A 17,810-nucleotide genomic window follows, 5' to 3' on the forward strand; every position below is an offset into this window, starting at 1 on the left:
CCCTCTCCCCGGGGGGAGAGGGAGCCAGGCTGCGACCGGTTCAGCCGGGCAAGCGCACGCCCAGCAGACCGAACCGCCGCAGTCCTTCCACGCTGGGCAGCAGCGCCCGCCCACGCGGCGCGTGGCGTAGCCAGCCCGCATCCAGCATGGCGCCGGTGAGCGCCACGCCCAGCGGCCCGCCCAGGTGCAGGCGTCGTTCGGTCCAGTCCAGGCAACCGCGGCCGCGCAGCTCCGGCAGGCGCGCCACGGCCTGCGCATCGAGCCCCGCCTCGGCCAGCGCCGCGGCCCCGGCCGGGCGCAGCGCGAGGCCTTCGCTGGTCGTCGCCAGGTGGCCGCGATCGAGCAGCTGCGCGCACAAGGCCACACCGAGCTGGCCGGCGAGATGCCGATAGCAACTGCGCGCGCGTCGCAACACGGCATCCCCGGTCGGCGACGCGATCGGCTGGCGCGGGAGGGCAAGCGCTTCGAGCCAGCCGGCCACTTCGTCACCGGCCAGCCGGTAGTAGCGATGGCGTCCCTGCACCTGCACGGCGAGCAGGCCACCCTCGAGCAGGCGCTTGAGGTGTGCGCTGGCCGTCGGCGCACCGACGCCGGCTGCCCGGGCCAGCTCGCCGGCGGGACGTGCGGTGCCATCGACCAGGGCGAGCAGCATCGCCGCGCGCGCCGGTTCGGCGAGCAGGGCGCCGATTTCGGCGAGCTGGTGCGGGGTGAGCGAGGCGGGGGGCATGCACGGAGTCTAGTACCGGTCCCGCGCCGGACTTTTCGATGGCTGGCGAAGGGTGGACCTTTGCAGGGTCGCCCGTCCTCCCCCGGTCACCGTTCCCGCCATGCGGGGGCAGGAGGCGACGCGCCGCGCCGCAGGGTCCGCGACCAGAGGCGGAATGGGCGAGCTTGCCGGGATCGTCCCGGCTACGTTCCGCGCGGCTTGGCCCGGTGCGTCGGCGTGGCGGACCACGGATCGTCCGGCCACGGGTGGCGTGGATAGCGGCCCTTCAGTTCCTTCTTCACTTCCGGATAGGTGCGCTCCCAGAAGCCCTTCAGGTCCTGCGTGACCTGGATCGGCCGCCCCGCCGGCGAGAGCAGGTGCAGGGTGACCGGCACACGGCCGCCCGCCACGCGCGGCGTGTCGGCCAGGCCGAACAGCTCCTGCAGCTTCACCGCCAGTACCGGCGGCTCGCCCGGCGCGTACTCGAGCTTGCGCGCCTGTCCGCTGGGCACGGTCAGGCTTTCGGGCGCGTGCTGGTCGAGCTGGCTGCGCTGCCCGTAGTCGAGCATCGTGGCCAGCGCCAGGGAAAGCTCGTCGGCGCCGAGCGCATCGAGCTTGCGCTTGCCCTGCAGGTACGGGCCGAGCCAGTTCTCCAGCGAGGCCAGCAGTGCCGCGTCGGACACGTCGGGCAGGCCCAGCTCGGGCATCCAGCCGGCCAGCGCCTGCATGCGCGCGCGCAGGCGGCGCGCGGTTCCGCTCCAGGGCAGCGCATCGATGCCGCGGCTGCGGACCGCGGCCAGCAGCGCGGGCAACGCGTCTTCCGGGCGCACCGGAACACTGCGCCGTTCCAGCACGATGGCGCCGAAGCGCTGCTCCTCGAACGCCTCCACGGCGCCACGCGCGTCGTTCCAGCCCAGCGTGCGCTCGCGCAGGAAGTGCTGCGGGAAATCCGCTTCGAGGCGCCGCGGGTCGAAGGGCGCCGCGGCGAGCACCAGGCTGTCGCGCGCCTCCAGCCGCAGGTCGAGCACTACCAGCCAGGGTTCGCCGACCAGCGTGCTGGCCTCGTGCAGGCTGGCACCGCGGCCATTGGCGAGCGTGTAGCGGCGGGGCCTGGCCTCGTCCTGGCGGGCGATGCGATCAGGCCAGGCATGCAGCAGCAGGTCGCCTATGGCGTGACTGTCGGGCACGCCACTGGCAGCCGTGCGGACGCCCAGACGCCTGCGCCAGCCCCAGGACGCCTGCTCGATGGCGGCCATGGCTCCGCTGTCGAAGCCCCCGCGCGCACCGGCTCCCGTCGACGGACCCGTGGCGGAGACGCGGCGATCGCGCCAGGCATGCAGGGCATCGACCCGGGCGCGGAAATCGTCGCTGCGCGCCTGCTCGCCGCGCAACGGCGAGCGAGCCTCGACCAGGGCGAGCAGGTCGGCAGCCAGTGGGCGCAGCTCCACCGGAGCACGCCATGCCATGGCGGCCAATCGCGGGGTGGCGCCGAGTTCGAGCATGCGCCGGCCCAGCGGCGTGATGCGGCGATCCGCATCGAGCGCGCCCAGCGCGGTCAACAGCTCGCGCGCCTGCGCCAGCGCCCCGGATGGCGGCGGGTCCAGCCAGCGCAGCGTGTCGTCACCGGCGGCACTGACGCCCCACGCGGCCAGTTCCAGCGCCAGGCCCGACAGCTCGGCCTGGGCGATCTCCGGCGTGCGCGCTGCCTCCAGCCGCCGGCTTTGCGGCCACAGGCGGTAGGCCGTGCCTTCGGCGACGCGGCCGGCGCGGCCGGCGCGCTGGTCGGCCGAAGCCTGCGAGATCGCGACCGTCTCCAGCCGCGAGAAGCCGGTGTTGGGATCGAAACGCGGCTCGCGCGCGAGGCCCGCGTCGATCACCGCGCGGATGCCGGGCAGCGTCACACTCGATTCGGCCACGTTGGTGGCGAGGATCACCCGCCGCATGCCCGGCTCGGCCGGCGCCAGCGCGGCCTGCTGCTCGGCCAGCGAGAGCTCGCCGTGCAGGGCGAGGATCTCGAGCTTGCCTTCTCCCCTCCCCGGACGAGCGGGCAAGGCGTTCTCCAGCAGCGCGTGGGCGCGCGCGATCTCGCGGCGACCCGGGAGAAACACCAGCACGTCGCCGGCGTTTTCCTCCAGCGCCTGGCGCGTGACGCGCGCCATGTGATGTTCGGGCGTCTCCTGCGCACGCGCGGGCGGGTGCTCGATGCGCACGGGAAAGCTGCGGCCCGGGCTGGACAGCCGTGGCGCATCCAGCCAGCGCGCGATGCGCTCGCCGTCGAGCGTGGCGGACATCACCAGCAGGCGCAGGTCGGGACGCAGGGTCGCCTGCACGTCCAGCGCCAGCGCCAGGCCGAGGTCGCCGGCCAGGTGGCGCTCGTGGAACTCGTCGAACAGGATCGCGCCGACACCCGACAGTTCGGGGTCGTCCTGGACCAACCGCGTGAGGATGCCTTCGGTGACCACCTCGATGCGGGTGGCCGCGCTCACCCGGGACTCGAAGCGGATGCGGTAACCGATGGTCTGGCCCACGTCCTCGCCGCGCTGCGCGGCCATGAACTGGGCAGCCGCGCGTGCGGCGATGCGGCGCGGTTCGAGCATCACGATGCGGCGGCCTTCCAGCCACGGCGCGTCGAGCAGGGCCGGCGGCACCTGGGTGGTCTTGCCGGCCCCTGGCGGAGCTTCCAGGACGAGTCGCGGGTGGGCGTCCAGCGCCTCGCGCAATGCCGGGAGCAGCGGGACGATGGGGAAGTCGGCTTGCGTCATTCCCGCGAATGATAAGGCGTGGGGCAGGCACCCCGCCCGCCTCGGGGCATTTCCCTCGTGGGCGGGGGAAGGCACCCGCACGACCCGCCTACCGCGTCCCTCCCGCTGACGGGGGGATGGTGCCGACAGGCGGGCGGAGGTGGCCCGGGCGGGAAACTACTTCCCGCCCGCCATGCATTGGGCCACCCATTTGCGCGCCGTATCCACGCCCTCGGTATCGTTCAGGTGCGTACGCACGCTGGCGATGATCTGCCAGTTGCGTGCGCACAGCTCGCCGCGCTGCGGGCCGTTGCGCCAGGACTCCAGCGCCAGTCGCTGCGCGGCCGCGTAATCGGTCTGCCTGAGTGCCGCCGCGGCCTGCTGGTTGAGCTGCTCGGGCGTGGCCGGCGGCGTGGGCAGTGGCACGTCGGCCGGCGAGGTGGCCGGCGGCGGCGGTTCCTTCGCGCGCTCGGCGCGCAGCGGCGCGAGCGACTCGAACTTGGTCTGGTATTCGTCGGTGATGCGCCTGGCGTCATCGCTGGAGCCGATCACCCGCGGCGTGATCAGCACGATCAGCTCGGAGCGGTTGCGATGCCGGTCGGTACTGCCGAACAGGCGGCCGATCAGCGGGATGCGGTTCAGGCCGGGGATGCCGGTGTCGGTGTTGCCCTCATCCTGGCGGATCAGCCCGCCGAGGAGGACGGTCTGGCCACTCTGCACGCCGACCTGCGTGGCGATCTCGCGCTGCTGGATGGTGTAGTTGCCATTGGAGTCCTTGTTCCCCGGCACGCTCACCTGCTGCTTGATGTTGAGGTAGACCAGGCCACCCGGATTGATCCGCGGCTGCACGTCGAGGATCACGCCGGTGCTGATGTACTGCACCTGGCCGATGGTGGTCGGGCTGTCGTTGGTGGTAGTGCCCAGGCCGGTGGTGAAGAAGGTCTGGTTGACCGGGATTTCGTCGCCCGCCTGGATGTGCGCGACCTGGTTGTTCATCACCACCAGCGATGGCGCCGAGAGCGTCTTGACGTTGCCCTTGGTCTCCTGCGCGTGCAGCGCGACCTGCAGGTTGTTGTTGAGGAAGGAGTAAAAGAACGAATCGCCGGTCGGGTTGTAGGTCATGCCACCCTTGCCCAGCGCCCACTGCTGCTGGTTGCCCGGTTGCCCCGGAGTGATGCCGCCACTGCTGTTGGGCGTGCCGCCGACCAGGCCTTCCAGATACCACTGCACGCCGAACTGGAAGGCGCCGGTAAGCTGCACTTCGAGGATGCGCGTCTCGATCTGCACCTGCAGCGGCACGTTGTCCAGGCGCTGGATGGCGCCCTCGATCTCCGCCCACTGGGACGGCCGCGCGCGCACCAGCAGCTGGTTGTTGGCATCGACCGAGGAAATCTTGATCGATCCGTCGGCGGAGCTGTACTGCTGGTCGTTGGCCGAACTGGTGGCGTTGGCCAGGCCGCCACTGTTGCCGAAGCCGCCATTGCCGCCCAGGCCGCCAGCCTGGCCGGCCATGCCGCCGTTGTCGCCGACGTCGATGCCGCCGCGGCCCGTGCTGCCGTCGCTGCCGCCCTTGAAACTGCCCGAGCCGCCGGCGATGCCGCCGCTGTTGCCGAAGCTGCCGGCGGCACTGCCCATGGCGTTGCCGCTGGCGTTGTCGGCGTTGCCCAGGGTGCCGGAGCTGAGGCCCGGGCCGACCTCGCCGCCGCTGCCGCCGCTGGCCGAGGCGTTGGTGTAGATCTGCGCCAGGTACCTGGCCAGGTCCGACGCCTTGATGTTGCGCACGTCGTAGACGAACAGCTGCGGCTCGTTGCCGCCGCCGCGGTCGATGCGCGCGATCCAGTCCCCCACTTCCTGCAGGTAGTCCGGCTGCGTGCTGATCACCACCAGCGCGTTGGTGCGCTCGATCGGGATGAAGCGCAGCATGCCGGCCAGCGGGCTGTCGCCCTGCTTGCCGAAGATCGCGTCGAGCTTGGGCATCAGCTCGGACACGTTGGCCCGCTGCAGGCTGAACACGCCCACCGACATGCCCTTGAGCCAGTCGACGTCGAAGGTGCGGATGGTGCGCGCGTAGTTGTCCAGTTCCTGCGGCGAGCCGGCGAGCACCAGCACGTTGCGCGCCGGATCGGCCAGCAGGATCGCGTCGGGCCGGGCGAACGGCTTGATCAGCTTCTGCATCTGCGCGGCGGAGATGTAGTGCAGCGGGAACAGCCGCGCCTGCATGCCGCCCTGCGGCGCCACCGCGCCGAGGCTGGGCGAGACGCTGCCGGCAATCGCGTTCTTGGCCGGCATCACCACGTAGCTGTTGCCCTGGCGCACCAGCGCGTTGCCGGTCCAGGACAGAAGCGTCTCCAGCACCGGCAGCGCCTGGCTGGCGTCGATCGGCTCGGAGGTGGAGAAGGAGATGTTGCCCTGCACGCCGGGCACGATGGTGTAGTTCTTCTTCAGGAAGTCGCCGAGGATGGCCTTGACCACCGCCTGCACCGGCTGGTTCTCGAAGTTGAAGGTCACCGCGCCCTCGCCGTGCGCGGCCGGCCGCGGCTTGGCCAGCGCCTGCGGGTGGATGAACTGGCCGGTGCCGCTGTTGATCTGCGGCTGCGGGCTGGCCTCGCCGGCCGGGCCGAGGTTATTGTTGAGCGGCAGCGGCGCCGGCGCGGGCTTCTCGGTACCGGCGACGGCCTCGCGCTGCAGCGCGTAGTCGTCGTGCTGCGGCATGCTGGAGCAACCGACCAGCCAGACCGTCAGCGCTATGGCGCCGATCCGGAACATTCGGTGCAGGGCGTTGGGGAACATGGTCAGCGATCTCCTTCGTGAGCCTTCGCGGCTGCCTGTTCGGCGCGGCGCTTCTGGATGGCAGCCTTGAGCTGGCGCAGGCGCTCGGCCTGGCGCTGCTCGTTGGTCATTTCCATGCGGACCGGCGCGCCGCCGCGCAGGCCCTGGACCGCGCCACCGGCGGGCGCGGCGTTGTCCTCGTCGCCATTGTCCTGCGGTGCATCGGCGCCGGGCTGGTCCTGCGGGTTGCCGTCCTGGTCGTTCTCGTCGGGCGGCTGCAGGCGGTGCGAGGGGTTGGTGATTTCATTCGGCAACTCGTCGGGCACGGACGAGGCTTCGGCCGGGCTGCCGCGCACCTGGTCGATCGGCACGCCCGCCGGCAGCTGCAACTCGACGCGCCCGCTGGACGAATCGAACACCGCCGAGCGGGGCTTCACCTCGACCAGGGTCCAGCTGCCGTCGGGCAGGCTGGCGCCTTCTTTCACGCGCAGCTCCCGGTTCTTGTCGGCCTCGCGCTTGTTGTGCAGCAGTGCCATGCGCAGCGTCGGCGTGAGGATGATGCCGGTCAACTGCATGTCTCCGAGCTGGCTGCTGCCGCTGGCGGCATGCGCCACCGGCTTGCGGTCGGGATTGAACAGCGGCTGCTGCCACACCGGCGCGTAGTGCTCCAGCGGCACCGGCGGCGGCAACGTCGCCGCATGCTGGGCCGGCAACGGCGCCGGGGCGCGCGGCGGCGCCCAGTGCACGCCGCGGCCGATGCCGGCCAGCAGCGCCAGCAGCAGCACGCCCAGCACCACCGTGGTGGCGACCAGCGGCACGGTCAGGCGGCGTTGCGCGGCGGCGTTCATGGTTCCTCCCCGCCGTCGGCGTCGACCGTAGCCGGGACAGGTGCCGGCACGGGGGCCGCCGGCCCGTGCGAGGGACGCACGTAGCCGGACAGGGTGAACTGGATCTCCAGCACCGGCTGGTTGCCCTGCTGCGCGGCGACCGGGTTGCGGTAGATGCTGAGGTCGTCGACGAACAGGTAGGGCGTGCCCTGCTCCAGTGCGTTGAGCACCGCCACCAGCGGCTCCATGTCGCAGCGCAGACTGATGCTTACCGCCGCCTTGCGGTAGGGGCTGTTGTCGTCGTCGGGCGGGTTGGGCAACGGCATCTTCTGGGTGACTTCGCAGGCACCGCCGGCGGTGTGCGCACCGACCGCGTCGACCACCCGCTGCATCAGGCCGGCCGAGGCGGCGTTGGGGTCGCTCTCGGGCAGGAACGCGGCGCTGGCGGCCTGGCCGGCGCCGAGTTCGGCGATGCGTTTTTCCAGCGCCGGCTTCTCGGCGATGGCCGCCGCATAGCGGCTCTGGGTGTCGCGAAGGTCGTCCATCTGCGCGTCGACCGCGCGCAGCGGCGCGACGAACCACCAGTGGACCAGCAGGAAATAGACCAGCACCCATGCCATCACCAGCAGCAGCACGGCGGCGATGCGGCTGTCGCGCGGCTTGAGCTCCAGTTGCCTCATGGCTGCGCCTCCGAGGCGGCGCTGGCCGGCGTCGCCGGTGCGGCGCTACCGGCCTGGCGCAGCTGCGCGACCATGTAGAAGCGCTCCTTGCCGCTGGCCGGATCAGGCTGGATGCTGCCCTGGAAGTTGGGATCGCGCACGATCTTCGAATCCTTCAGTGCATCGATCAGCGCCGCGGCCTGCGGCGCCTGGCCCTGGAAGCCGACCTGCCCGCTCGGGTCGACGCTCAGCCGCTCCAGCCATGCGCTCTGCGGCAGCCGGCGGGTGAGATCGAGCAGCAGGTCGAGCATCGTCACGCGGTTCTGCTTGCGCCGGACCAGGAAGCTCGCCGCGCCGGCGTTGTCCTGCAGCTCCTGGCGCAGGGCCGCGACCTGCTGCGCCTCGGCCTGCATGTCCTGCACCTGCGCCTGCATCGTGGCGAGCGCCTGCTGACGGTTGTCGAGCCATTGCGACAGCGCCAGCACCAGCAACAGCACGGCGGCACCGGCGAGCGCGAGGTTGAGGCGCTGGCGCGGGTTGGTGCGATAGGGCACGCGGGCAGGCGGCAGCAGGTTCACGCCCAGCCGACCGGTGCCTTCGGCCACGTCGACCGCATCGACGCGGATGCCGGCGCCCTCGAGCTCGGCCAGCAGCGGATCGAGCGTGTCGCGGGGCACCGCCACCAGTTCGGCGAAGAAGCGGCCGGCCGGGGCCGGCGTGTCCAGTTCGAGCACGGCGTAGTACACCTGCTCGACGCGGAAGGGGGTCTGCCGGTCCATCTCGAAGGCCCCCACCTGCTGCAGGTCGTCGGCCGCCGCGCGCGGGAGCAGCAGGCGCCGGCGCAGGACCGCACTCGCCGGCAGCAGCAGCGCCAGGCGCAGGTCTTCGCGATCGGTTTCGCGCACGGCCGCCGAGAGCGCCGCCTGTTCGATCGCCGGCTCGGCGCCGCGTGGCCATTGCGCGCGCGCCTCCGGCTCGCCGGCGCGGCGCAGCTCCCAGTGCCCGTCGGTGCGCTGCAACAGGTACCACTGCGCGCCGCCGCCGAACAGCCGGCCCCACGAGGCCGGCAGCAGTGCGCCGAGCTCGCCGGACCACCAGGCGAAGAACCGCGGCAGCGGCGAGGCCCGCCAGGCGCGACGCGCACGGTCCAGCTGCGGCCGCAGCGATTGCGTTGCGTTGGTCATTCGCGGTCACCCTCCCGCCAGTGCAACACCGCGTAGGGCTGCGCGCCCGGACGAACGCCCTGCAGGCGTACGGTGGCATGCAGCACGGCGCGCGTGCCGTCGGCCATCGTGGCCTCCGAGCGAATACTATGCGTCACTCCGTTGCCCGCGAACAGGGCGGCCACGCCCGGCCGCGTATTCCTGCGCGCGGCCAGCACCTGCGCGACCCGCTCGGGCGTCATGCCGGGGATCGCGCCCAGCGCCAGCGGCTGGGCCGTGTTCGGATCGGGGCTTTCGCGGCCGGACCAGATGGTGATCGCACCGGCGATGATGCGGTACAGCGAGGGCGTCATGCCGGCCACCTGCTGCAGCTCCTCGATACTCAGGAACGGCGAGTGACGCGGCTGGTAGCCGTTGGCTGCATACACCTGCGCACCCACCTTCCGGCCTACGTTGAATTCCCGCCAGTCGACCACCGCGGCGGCCATCTTCCGCGCCTCGTCGGGGCGCAGGCCGGCGGCGCGGAACAGCCCCTGCAGCACGATCGGCGAGGCGCTGTTCAAGTCCACCTTGCCGCCCTCGTCGACCGCGCTGACCTGCACCGTGGCGCCATCGAAGCGGAACGTGTAGGGCCGGCCGTCAGCCTGCCAGCGCTCGGCCAGCCGCGGGTCCTGCAGGCCATAGATGGCGCGGGACAGGCCCGCCTCGGCCGCGTAGTGCGCCTGCGTCTGCGCGAACTGGAACCGTGCCTGCAGGCCCTCGGTGCGCGCGGTCATCGCGTAGCCGCCCAGCATGATCGCCAGCAACGTGCAGGCCCACAGCACCAGCAGCAGCGCGACGCCACGCTGGCCGCGACGCGCGCTCACGGCTGCCTCCAAGCGATGGCGGGGCCGGCGGCATCCAGCATCGCGAACTGGCGCTGGTTGGCCGAGGCATCCACGCGCAGCGGCACGGTCAGCTGCGGCCAGTAGCCGGCGCCGGGCAGCTTGAGGTCGATGCGCACCAGCTGCGGCAGGCGGTCGCCCTGGCGCCAGTCGTCCCGCCACGGACCGGCGCGGCCCCGCTGGTCCACCCCGCGATAATGGAAGCCGGCGTCGTGCACGTCCTCCAGCAGCACCTGCGGCGGCCCGGGCTTGAGCGGTTCGCCGCTGGGCGGCAGCAGCGCAAAGCGGACCTGCAGGCGCTGGCCACCCTTGCCGTTGTCGACCAGCTCGAGCGTCTGCACCTGCGGCCCGAGCTTGCCGAGGTAGCCGGGCAAGGGCGCCACGAAGCTCATCGAGTCCGGCTCGCCACGGAAGAAGATCGCCTCGTCGTTGTCCGGGTTCTTGGCCAGTTGCTGGGTCATCGCCTGCGCCAGCTCGTTGCGCAGGAACTGTTGCGCCGAACGCACCGCGTCCAGCCGCTCCACCGCCGCGGTACCCGAGCGCACGCTGTGCGAGGCGGTGCGGATGCCGGAGTAGACGCCCACCAGCAGCAGCGCGAGCAGCGCCAGCGCGGCGAGCGTTTCGAGCAGGGTGAAGCCGCGGGCGCGTGTTGCGCGCCCGGGAGTGGGCATTCGGGATTCGGGATTCGGAAGGGTACGCACCCGCACGCGGCCGGCCGCCTTTGCGAAGCCCGAATCCGGAATGCCCGATCCCGTCCTCACGACCCGGCCCCTTGCGGCTGCGGCCCACCCACCCGCAGGGTGCTGAAGCGCGCGCTGTAATCGTGCCCGGCGCTCTTCCACATCACGTCCAGGTCGAGCCGGTAGAGCTTGAGCGGCGAGGCCGGCGCACGCGGTTGCGGGCCGCTCGCCTGCGCGGTGGGCAGTGGCTGGAACGGCCGCACGTCGAGCTGCCAGCGATAGCGTTCGTCGAAGCGCCCGCTGCTCTGTCCGACGCGGATCGGCTCCAGCACGAACGCGCTGTCGAGCAGGCTGCGTGCCCACATCGCCGCCGCGCTGCGTTCGGCCGAGCGCGCGGTGAGGTTCAGGGAACTGCCCGCCACGCGCATCAGCGAGGCGAAGGTGATCGCCAGCAGCAGCACGGCGGCAATCACCTCGAGCAGGGTGAAGCCGCTGGCGCGCGTCGCGTGCCCGCGATTCGGCATTGGGGATTCGGGATTCGAAAGGGCCCGCAAGCGTACGCGACTCGCCGCCTTTGCGAATCCCGAATCCCCAATGCCGATTCCCGTGGTCACGACGTCACCACGCTCACCGCGCCGGTCAGCCAGGCCACGTTGACCTGCCAGCGGCGCCCGCCGCGCTGCAGGATGATGTGGCCGCCGGTCGAACTGCCGTCGGGGAAGAAACGGATGCGGCCGGTGTGGCTGTCCGGCTGGTCCTCGCGGGCGCTGGTGATGGACAGGCGCATGCCCCTGGGCAGCGCCACTTCCCTGCCGCCGGCCGCCTGGTAGCTGGCCGATTTCGTGTCCAGTTCGAAGGTCTGCTCCTTGCCCTTGACGATGGCCTGCGCGCGGGTGGCGCGCAGCGCGGCGGCCAGCTCGACGCTGGCCGCGCGGGTGCGCGCGCTGGCCAGTCCCTGGGTCACCGAGACCGCGGCCGCGGCGGCGGCAATGCCGATCAGCAGGATCACCGCGAGCATTTCGAGCAGGCTGAAGCCGCGGCGGCGCGCGCGTCCGGGATCCGGCATCCGGGATTCGGGGTTCGGGAAGGCGCGCAAGCGCCGGCCGCCCGCGTTCGCGAATCCCGAATCCCGAATGCCCAGTCCCGGCTTCATTGCCAGTTGCCGATGTCCTGGCTGTAGCCATCGCCGCCGGGCTTGCCGTCCTGGCCATAGAACACCAGGTCATAGCTGCCGTGCTCGCCGGGGGCCTTGTAGCCGAAGGCATGGCCGAACGGATCGACCAGATCCGAGGGCTTGGCGTAGGGGCCCTGCCAGTTCGGCGCGTTCGGCGGCTTCTTGACCAGCGCGTCGAGGCCGGCCGGCGGCGAGCCGTTGTCCAGCGAGTAGTTCTCGATTTTCTGGCCGAGCGTCATCAGCTGCGCCTTGCCCGCGCCGTACTTGCCCTTGTCGACACTGCTGCCGACCTGGCGCACCACGATCGCGCCGATGATGCCGATCAGCACGATCACCGCGAGCATTTCGAGCAGGGTGAAGCCGCGGGCGCGACGCGCACGCATCGGGCCGGTCCGTTGGTGTTTCATTGCACTCTCCACATCATTGAATATTCGCCGTGAGGCTCAGCAGCGGCAGCAGGATCGCCGCCATGATGATCGCCACAAGCACCGTCATCACGATCGTCAGCGCCGGCACCAGCGCGGCCAGCAGGCGGTCGATCGCGCGTTTGGATTCGAGGTCGAAGGTATCGGCGACCTTCAGCAGCATGCTGTCCAGTTGCCCGGCTTCCTCGCCGACCTGCACCATCTGCAGCGACAGCCGGGGGAAGCGCTGCGAGCGCGCCAGCGCGGCACTCAGGCCACCGCCGCCCTTGACCTGCTCGGAGGCCTGCGCGAGCGCTTCGTCCAGCGCAGTGTTGCCGGTGACCTGGCGCGCGATGCCGATCGCGGTCAGCAACGGCACCCCGTTCTTGAGCAGCGTGCCCAGCGTGCGCGCGATGCGCGCGGTCTCCACCTTGAGCAGCAGCGGGCCGATCACGCGCACGGTCAGCAGCCTCGCGTGCCAGGCCATCCGCAACGCCGGATCGCGCAGGCGCGCGCGCCAGACCGCGATTCCCGCGATCAGCAGGATCAGCAGCAGCCACCACCAGCCCTGCAGCACCTGGCCGATGAACAGCACCACGCGCGTGATCAGCGGGATCGGCACCTGCATGTCCTGGAAGATCGGCACGAACTGCGGCACCACGTAGGCCAGCAACAGCACCAGCGAGCCGAGCACGCCGATGAGCAGGAACGCCGGGTAGATCAACGCGTTGATGATGCTGCCGCGCAGTTGCTGGGCGCGCTCGAGGTATTCGGCCAGGCGACGCAGGGTGTCCTCCAGCGAGCCGCCGGCCTCGCCCGCTCGCACCAGCGAGATGTACAGCTTGGGGAACACGCCGTGTTCCTCCTCCAGCGCCTGCGACAGCGTGGTGCCGCCGCGCACCCGGTCGCGCACGCGCTCGACCAGCCGCTTGGCGCGCTCGGCCTCGGGCAGCTCCATCAGGATGCCCAGCGCCCGGTCCAGCGGCTGGCCGGCGCCGAGCAGCGTGGCCAGCTGGTGGGTGAACTGTGCCAGCTGGTCGCCGGTGAACGGGCCGCGCTTGAACAGGGCGGCGAAGGCCGAGCCTTCGCCCATGGCGTCCGCCGGCTTGGCCTCCAGCGGCGTGTGGCCCTGGTCCTGCAGGCGGCCGATCGCCTCCTCCAGGCTGGGGGCCTCGATCTGGCCCTGCAGCATCTCGCCGGCGGCGCTGATGGCGCGGTAGCGGAACTGCGCCATGTCAGAGGCCCAGCGCGAGCTGCTCCCTCTCCCCCATCTTTGATAGATGCGGGGGGAGAGGGCTGGGGTGAGGGGCCGACGCTTGCGCAATGGATAGGGCGGAGCGCGGCGCGCTGGTGCTTTTCAGCATGACGGCCGCTGCTCGACGGGAGTTACGGGCGAGCCCCGGCCCCTCACCCCAACCCTCTCCCCGGCGGGGAGAGGGAGCCAGATGTTCAGCCTTCCTGGGTGACACGCAGCACCTCCTCCAGGGTGGTGACGCCGGCAACGGCCTTGGCAATGCCGTCCTCGTACATCGTGCGCATGCCTTCGGCGCGCGCCTGCCGCTCGATCTCGCTGGCGTCGGCGCGCTGCATCACCAGGCGGCGCAGCGGTTCGCTCATCACCAGGAACTCGACGATGGCGCGGCGGCCGCGGTAGCCGGTGGGGTTGGTCGTGCTGCTGCCGGGTTTCCACAGCCGGATCGGACGCTCGTCGGTGTACTTCTGAAGTTCGAACTCGGCGATCACCTCGGGCGAGGCCTCGTAGGGAATCGCCGTTTCCGGATCGAGCCGGCGCACCAGGCGCTGGGCCAGGATCGCGTTGACGGTGGAGCCGAGCAGGTAGTCCTCCACGCCCATGTCGAGCAGGCGGGTGACGCCGCCGGCGGCCGAGTTGGTGTGCAGCGTGGACAGCACCAGGTGGCCGGTCAGCGCCGACTGGATCGCGATCCGGCAGGTCTCCAGGTCGCGCATCTCGCCGATCATGATCACGTCCGGGTCCTGGCGCATGATCGAGCGCAGCGCGTTGGCGAAATCCAGCCCGATCTGCGGCTTGACCTGGATCTGGTTGATGCCCTCGAGCTGGTATTCGACCGGGTCCTCGACGGTGATGATCTTCACGTCCGGCGTGTTGATCCGCGAGAGCGCCGTGTACAGCGTGGTGGTCTTGCCCGAACCGGTCGGACCGGTGACCAGCAGGATGCCGTTGGGGCGCTCGAGCACTTCCACGAAGCGCTTCTCGAACGCGGGCGTGAAGCCCAGCGAGGCGAAGTCGAACACCACCGATTCGCGGTCCAGGATACGCATCACCACCGATTCGCCGTAGGCGGTCGGTACGGTCGACACGCGCAGGTCCAGCTCCTTGCCCTGTACGCGCAGCTGGATGCGCCCGTCCTGCGGCAGGCGCCGCTCGGCGATGTTGAGCTTGGCCATGATCTTGACGCGGCTGATCACCGCCGCGGTCGACGAGGAGGGCGGCGCCTCGACCTCGTGCAGTACGCCGTCGACGCGATAGCGCACCTTCAGGCGGTTCTCGAACGGCTCGATGTGCACGTCGGAGGCGCGCTGCTCGACCGCGCGCTGCAGGATCAGGTTGACCAGGCGGATGACCGGAGCCTCGGACGCCAGGTCACGCAGGTGCTCGACGTCGTCCTCCTCGCTGGCTTCGCCGCCGAGGTTCTCCACGATCGTGCCCATCGCCGATCGGCCGGTGCCGTAATAGCGTTCGATCAGGTCGTCGATTTCCGAGCGCAGCCCCACGCGCAACGCGACCGGCCGACCGGCGGCCAGCTCGACCGCCTGCAGCGGATACGGATCGGCGGGGTCGGCCACCACCAGCGCCAGGTCGTCCTCGCCCTCGCGCACCGGCACGACGTGCTGCTGCTTGAGGAAGCGCAGGGAAAGCTCGGGTTCGGCCGGCGGCATTTCCGGCGCATCGCGCGCGGCCAGCAGTGGCACGCCAAGCAGCTCGGACCAGGCCTCGGCCAGGTCGCGCTCGGACACCAGACCCAGCCGCGCCAGCAGCGCGGTCAGGGTGCCCTCGGGCGCCTCCTCGTGCAGACGGCGCGCGCGATGGAGGTCGCTGTCCTTGAGATTGCCGCGCGACACCAGGAGTGCGCAGACCGCCGTTTCACGGTCGTCCACGGAGAGCGCCCAGGTGGCCGCCGGCGTTGGAACTGCCGACATGCAGTGTCTCCCGCCAGTCACGTCAACCCGTCAACACCCCCCGCGTCGACGAGAAAACCCATTGGTAGCACATCCCCCGGCCCGGGCGCGAGCGCGCGACGGGGGACGCCGTGGAACTTCCGACTAACATCCCGCGCGCAAGTTCAGCGCGACGTGAAACGGCCGGCGCCTGCATGTGCGCCGGCCGTCCGCAGGCGCCTGCCGGGGCTTACCAGCCCACGCCCAGGCCCACGCCGCCGGAGGTTTCGTCGCCGCTGACCGCGGCACCGAAGGTCAGGCTGGCGTGCGAGGACAACTGGCGCGAATAGCCCACCGCCAGCGCGCCACGGTCGCGGTAGCCACCCACTCCCACGCCCAGCCGGTTGGGCGTGTCGATGCCCTGCGTGCTGAACGCCATCTGCGCCATCGCCGAACCCATCGCCCCGACCTGGTCCAGGCGCGTGTTCACGCTGCGGAAGCGGTCATCGACCTCGCGGCGGAAGCTGGCCAGGTCCAGCGAGACGTTGGCCAGGCGCTGGTCCGCGTAGGCCTGCGCGCGGGCCAGGGTCTGCCGGTCGCCGGCATCGGCGTAGGTCCTGGCGGTGGCGATGGCCTGGTCGACCTGCCCGGTATTGGCTGCGTCCGTGGCCTGCGTGCCCGCCGCGACATTGACGATCTGCCGCTGCTGGCTGGCCGTGCCCACCGAAACGGTTTGGGCGCGGTCGGCCACTGCACCCTGGCCGAGAGCGACCGCGTCGCTGGCACTGACGCTCGCACCTTCACCCACGGCGACCGCGTTGGTCGCGTTGGCCGCGATGGTGGTGTTGGCACCGACCGCCGTGCTGCCGTCGGCATTTACGCGGGCATTGCCGCCGATGGCCGTATCGTTCGGGCCCGCCGCATAGCTGTCGCCGCCGATCGCGGTGCCATGGTCGCCCTGTGCCGAGGCGGCCGATCCCAGTGCCACGGCCTTGCTGCCGGTCGGGGTGCTGGCCGCGGTGTCGCCATCGACACTGAGGTAGGTCATGTCGGCGGTGCTCGACTGGAGGCTGCCGAGCTGCCCCTCGATGTTGGTCACCCGCCCGTCGATATGGGTTACCTGGACGCCCAGGTCGCTCAGCGCCTGGCCGTTGGCCCCGACGAGGTCGGCTACCGCATCGAGCTGACCCTTGTTCACCGCGTCGGTGGCGTAGACGCCGTCGCCCACGTTGGTGACGCGGCGTTCGCTGCCCATCGCGCCGACCGATACCGTGTTGTCCTCGTCGGCGACCGATCCGGCACCCAGCGCCACGCTGTTGTCGGCCGGGGCATAGGCGCCCGCACCCAGCGCCACCGCTGCCGCGCCATCGGACTCGCTGCCGTCGCCGACGGCGACGCTGTCGGCATTCGATGCGATCGAACCGACGCCCAGCGCTACCGAATAGTCACCCGAGGCCGTGCTCTGCACACCCGACGCGAGGCTCGCGAAACCGAGGGCGCTGGCGCCATAGCCGTAGGCGCTGGCGAACTTGGCGGCCACGCTGAAACTGCCCAGCGCGTTGGCGTAGTCGTCGGCGGCGAAGCTGTCCAGGCCGATGGCGATCGACTGGCTGCCGAAGGCGCCGGTGTTCGGATCGCCTTGGGAACCGATGGCGATGCTGTAGCGGCCCTGGGCGAAGGCGTCCGCACCAAGCGCGGTCGACGAGGCGTCGAGCGCCTGGGCGTTGTTGCCCACGGCGGTGGCCTTGTCGGCGGCTGCGAGCGCGCTGCTGCCCATGGCCGAGGCGCCCGTGCCCTGCGCCCAGGCGCCATTGCCGCTGGCCAGCGCGAAGTTGCCCAGCGCGGTGGCCTGGTAGCCGTTGGCCATGGCGCCGGTGCCGGAGGCGTAGGCCAGCGAACCGAGCGCAATGGCTCCCTCGCCCGCGGCGGTGGTGGCCTCGCCGGACATCGGGTCCGGGTCGCCGCCGCCGATCGCGATGGTGCCGCGGTCGGAAGCCTGGGCGTTGGCGCCGAGCGCCACGCTCTCGTAGCCATCGGCGCCCGCGTTGCTGCCGCCGGCAAACGAACCCTGGCCGGTGGCGTAGGCAAGCGAACCGACTGCCGTGCTGTCGACGCCATCGGCTCCGGCGCCAGCGCCGATCGCGGTGGCGCCGAAGGCGCTGGCTTCGGTGCCGTACACAGTGCCGTCGAAGTCGGTGTAGTTGCCCCCGACCGCGGTGGCGCTCTCGTCGCTGGCCATGCTGTCCGTGCCCACGGCCAGGCCGTACAGCGAGGACGTGTAGGCGCGCGCACCCACTGAGGTGGACCAATCGCCGTCGGCGCCCGCATTTTCACCCAGGGCAACCGAGCCATGGCCGGCTGCGTTCGCATACAAGCCCAGTGCGGTGGCATAGAGACCGGCATAGGCGTTGTGACCGCCCGCCGTGCCGCCTTCGAGCACGAACGGATCGACGAACGCCGGGTCCGTACCCTGATCCGCGACAAAGACCGCCGCGTGGGTCGGGGCCGCCATCACCACGAGCGCCATTGTCGTGCCCAGCGCCAGCGCACGAGTACGCCTGCCCGAACCGGATCCCTGGCTTCGGGCAAGTTCGGAGGCAACCGTCACCAGACCCAACGCCCGATTCCAGACCTTGCTGTAGATTTTGTTCACGAACACTCTCCC

At 71.2% G+C, this 17,810-nt stretch carries 14 protein-coding genes; all 14 read right to left on the reverse strand.

The features are described 5' to 3' along the window. Positions 1-40: 40 nt before the first annotated feature. Complete coding sequence (locus tag LQ771_RS13860) at positions 41-727, reverse strand: ArsR/SmtB family transcription factor (protein WP_231349979.1); 687 nt, start codon at positions 725-727, stop codon at positions 41-43. Positions 728-909: 182 nt separating this feature from the next. After that, a complete protein-coding gene (gene hrpB / locus LQ771_RS13865) occupies positions 910-3,468 on the reverse strand; it encodes an ATP-dependent helicase HrpB (protein WP_231349980.1) in 2,559 nt (852 codons plus the stop codon). Between the two features lie 156 nt (positions 3,469-3,624). Next, the gene (gene gspD, locus LQ771_RS13870) at positions 3,625-6,237 is read right to left on the reverse strand and encodes a type II secretion system secretin GspD (RefSeq protein ID WP_231349981.1); all 2,613 of its coding nucleotides are present in this window, start codon (positions 6,235-6,237) and stop codon (positions 3,625-3,627) included. Positions 6,238-6,239: 2 nt separating this feature from the next. Next, positions 6,240-7,064, reverse strand: coding sequence for a general secretion pathway protein GspN (locus tag LQ771_RS13875; protein ID WP_231349982.1), 825 nt, complete (start codon positions 7,062-7,064; stop codon positions 6,240-6,242). Continuing rightward, on the reverse strand, positions 7,061-7,723 hold the full coding sequence (gene gspM, locus LQ771_RS13880) for a type II secretion system protein GspM (protein ID WP_231349983.1): 663 nt from the start codon (positions 7,721-7,723) through the stop codon (positions 7,061-7,063). The genes LQ771_RS13875 and gspM overlap by 4 nt, the downstream gene beginning before the upstream one ends. Continuing rightward, complete coding sequence (locus LQ771_RS13885) at positions 7,720-8,886, reverse strand: PilN domain-containing protein (protein WP_231349984.1); 1,167 nt, start codon at positions 8,884-8,886, stop codon at positions 7,720-7,722. Before LQ771_RS13885 ends, gspM begins: the two co-directional genes overlap by 4 nt. Next, positions 8,883-9,731: a type II secretion system minor pseudopilin gene (locus LQ771_RS13890; RefSeq protein ID WP_231349985.1), complete on the reverse strand. Its 849-nt coding sequence runs from the start codon at positions 9,729-9,731 to the stop codon at positions 8,883-8,885. The genes LQ771_RS13885 and LQ771_RS13890 overlap by 4 nt, the downstream gene beginning before the upstream one ends. Beyond that, entirely contained in the window at positions 9,728-10,420 is a 693-nt protein-coding gene (locus tag LQ771_RS13895) for a prepilin-type N-terminal cleavage/methylation domain-containing protein (protein WP_231349986.1), read from the reverse strand. The genes LQ771_RS13890 and LQ771_RS13895 overlap by 4 nt, the downstream gene beginning before the upstream one ends. 86 nt (positions 10,421-10,506) lie before the next feature. Further along, positions 10,507-10,953, reverse strand: a complete 447-nt coding sequence (locus tag LQ771_RS13900; RefSeq protein ID WP_231349987.1) for a type IV pilus modification PilV family protein — start codon at positions 10,951-10,953, stop codon at positions 10,507-10,509. A gap of 86 nt (positions 10,954-11,039) precedes the next feature. After that, a complete protein-coding gene (locus tag LQ771_RS13905; RefSeq protein ID WP_231349988.1) occupies positions 11,040-11,495 on the reverse strand; it encodes a pilus assembly FimT family protein in 456 nt (151 codons plus the stop codon). An 83-nt stretch (positions 11,496-11,578) separates the two neighbouring features. Continuing rightward, positions 11,579-11,986 carry a type II secretion system major pseudopilin GspG gene (gene gspG / locus LQ771_RS13910; protein ID WP_425491354.1) on the reverse strand — a complete coding sequence of 136 codons (408 nt, stop codon included), beginning with the start codon at positions 11,984-11,986 and terminating at the stop codon, positions 11,579-11,581. A gap of 37 nt (positions 11,987-12,023) precedes the next feature. After that, positions 12,024-13,241, reverse strand: coding sequence for a type II secretion system inner membrane protein GspF (gene gspF, locus LQ771_RS13915; RefSeq protein ID WP_231349990.1), 1,218 nt, complete (start codon positions 13,239-13,241; stop codon positions 12,024-12,026). A 215-nt stretch (positions 13,242-13,456) separates the two neighbouring features. Then, positions 13,457-15,187, reverse strand: a complete 1,731-nt coding sequence (gspE, locus tag LQ771_RS13920) for a type II secretion system ATPase GspE (RefSeq protein ID WP_231349991.1) — start codon at positions 15,185-15,187, stop codon at positions 13,457-13,459. A gap of 208 nt (positions 15,188-15,395) precedes the next feature. Further along, complete coding sequence (locus tag LQ771_RS13925) at positions 15,396-17,798, reverse strand: ESPR-type extended signal peptide-containing protein (RefSeq protein ID WP_231349992.1); 2,403 nt, start codon at positions 17,796-17,798, stop codon at positions 15,396-15,398. Positions 17,799-17,810: the final 12 nt, after the last annotated feature.

It is taken from the genome of Frateuria soli, assembly GCF_021117385.1.
GTDB classification, from domain to species: domain Bacteria; phylum Pseudomonadota; class Gammaproteobacteria; order Xanthomonadales; family Rhodanobacteraceae; genus Frateuria_A; species Frateuria_A soli.